Annotated in this window: 1 protein-coding gene and 1 pseudogene; both read right to left on the bottom strand. The window is 33.9% G+C overall.

The genetic code is table 11. The annotated features are described in order from the left end of the window. Positions 1–562, bottom strand: a pseudogene (locus tag ABJI11_RS14750) (hypothetical protein); the annotation flags it as partial. Positions 563–725: 163 nt separating this feature from the next. After that, positions 726–2,184: ATP-binding cassette domain-containing protein (locus tag ABJI11_RS14745; RefSeq protein ID WP_348353787.1), on the bottom strand; the 1,459-nt coding region annotated here is incomplete at its 5' end.

Below are 2,184 nucleotides of genomic sequence, written 5' to 3'. Positions count from 1 at the left end.
AAGAATATCTAACAGGAGTATAATATCTTCTGTAAGGACTATTGAATACAAAGCTAAAACCTACTGCCGGTCTAACAAACCATCTGTGAAATGGTCGGTACACATAACTTCTATTGTATATGTTGATATAACCAGTATGGTAATCATAAAATCCACGGTTGTTATAGTATACGTTCATACCACCAACACTACGTACTCTATTGTTAGTGTAATTAATGTTTACTTCACCAATTGAACTAACACGACCATAATAGTCATAATAGATAGGCACATTTTCTACTTGGATAACCGCACCGTAATCATCGTACTGTGCAAACGGACTGTAGTCATAACCTGAGTTAAATGTTACTCCGTTTTTGCTTCCTGAAACTTGGTTTTCAATATAAAAATCAAACTCACCATCAGGGTAAACAGAAAATGTAATTCCGTCTTCTATAAAAATAAATGAGTTGTCGTATGTATAAGTATTGCTGTTTGCAACCTTATCTTCATTAATACCTGTAGCGAAAACACCTGTGGTGCTAAAAATAACCGCTGTCAATAATAGTACTAAGTTCTTCATAATATAAGGTTTTAAATCTGCCCCTTAGGCAGTTGTTCTAAATGTAAATATTTACATTCCCTTAGTACATTACAAACAGCGTGCCAAAAAATAAAAAGTCTGATTATGCAATTGATAATCAGACTTTTAAATATAAATTTGGTTTCTTGTTTTTTGAAGAATATTAATTTAATTTCTCTTTTAGGTAGCTCGCAGTATACGATTTTTTACTTTTTACAACCTCTTCTGGTGTACCCTCAGCTAGTAATTGTCCTCCATTTTCGCCACCACCTGGACCAAGATCAATGATGTAATCGGCACATTTTATTAAATCTAAATTATGTTCAATGACTACAATTGAATGTCCTTTTTTAATAAGTGCATTGAAAGACTTTAGTAATTTTTGAATATCGTGAAAGTGTAATCCGGTCGTTGGTTCATCAAAAATAAAAAGCGCTTTGTCTTTTGTACTACCTTTTATTAAGAACGATGCCAATTTAATACGTTGCGCTTCACCACCGGATAGGGTAGAAGAAGATTGCCCCAATGTTACATACCCTAAACCTACATCTTGTAATGGTTTTAGTTTGGTAACAATTTTTGTCTGCTCTCCTGTTTCAAAAAACTGAATGGCATTATCAATGGTCATATTAAGAACGTCATCAATATTGGCATTGTTGAAGGTAACTTCTAGTACTTCTTTCTTAAATCTTTTACCCCCACATGTTTCACATTCTAAGTGAACATCTGCCATAAACTGCATTTCTACAGTGATTTCGCCTTCACCTTTACATTTCTCGCATCGACCACCATCAACATTAAAAGAAAAATGTTTTGCCTGGTAGTTTCTTATTTTACTCAATTTTTGATTGGCAAATAAATGTCTAATATCATCATATGCCTTAATATAGGTAACTGGGTTTGAACGTGAAGACCTACCTATTGGGTTTTGATCTACAAATTCAACATGCTTGATATGGCTAAATTTACCTTCTACGGATGTATACTGACCAGCCTTTTCTCCGTAGCCCCCAGTTTCCTTTAAAATTATAGGATACAATAATTTTTTTACCAAGGTACTTTTACCACTACCGGATACTCCCGTAACCACGGTCAACATATCTAATGGAAAAGTTACATTAATATTTTTAAGGTTATGCTCTCGTACACCTTTAATTGAAATGTGATTTTTAGATGTTCTTCTTTCTTTAGGTACTTTAATCTCCATCTTACCATTTAAGTACTGTGCGGTAAGTGATTTTGATTTTAGTATTTCTTTTAATGTGCCTTGGGCTACAACTTCACCACCATGTGTACCAGCTTCAGGACCTATATCAATCACCATATCTGCCGCTTTCATAATATCTTCATCATGCTCAACAACAATTACCGTGTTGCCTAAGTTTCGTAATGATATTAATACGTCAATAAGATTTTCAGTGTCTCTAGGGTGTAAACCAATACTAGGTTCATCTAATATATACATAGAACCCACCAGGCTACTACCTAAAGATGTAGCTAAATTTATACGTTGACTTTCCCCACCAGATAAGGTGTTAGATTTTCTATTTATGGTCAAGTAGTTCAACCCTACTTTATCTAAGAACCCTAACCTTGTATTTATTTCAATTAAAAGTCTAGAT

The organism is Maribacter sp. (genome assembly GCF_039968975.1).
Taxonomy (GTDB): domain Bacteria; phylum Bacteroidota; class Bacteroidia; order Flavobacteriales; family Flavobacteriaceae; genus Maribacter.
Note: the sequence above shows the minus strand (reverse complement) of the source record. Positions and strands in the feature narration are given on the sequence as shown.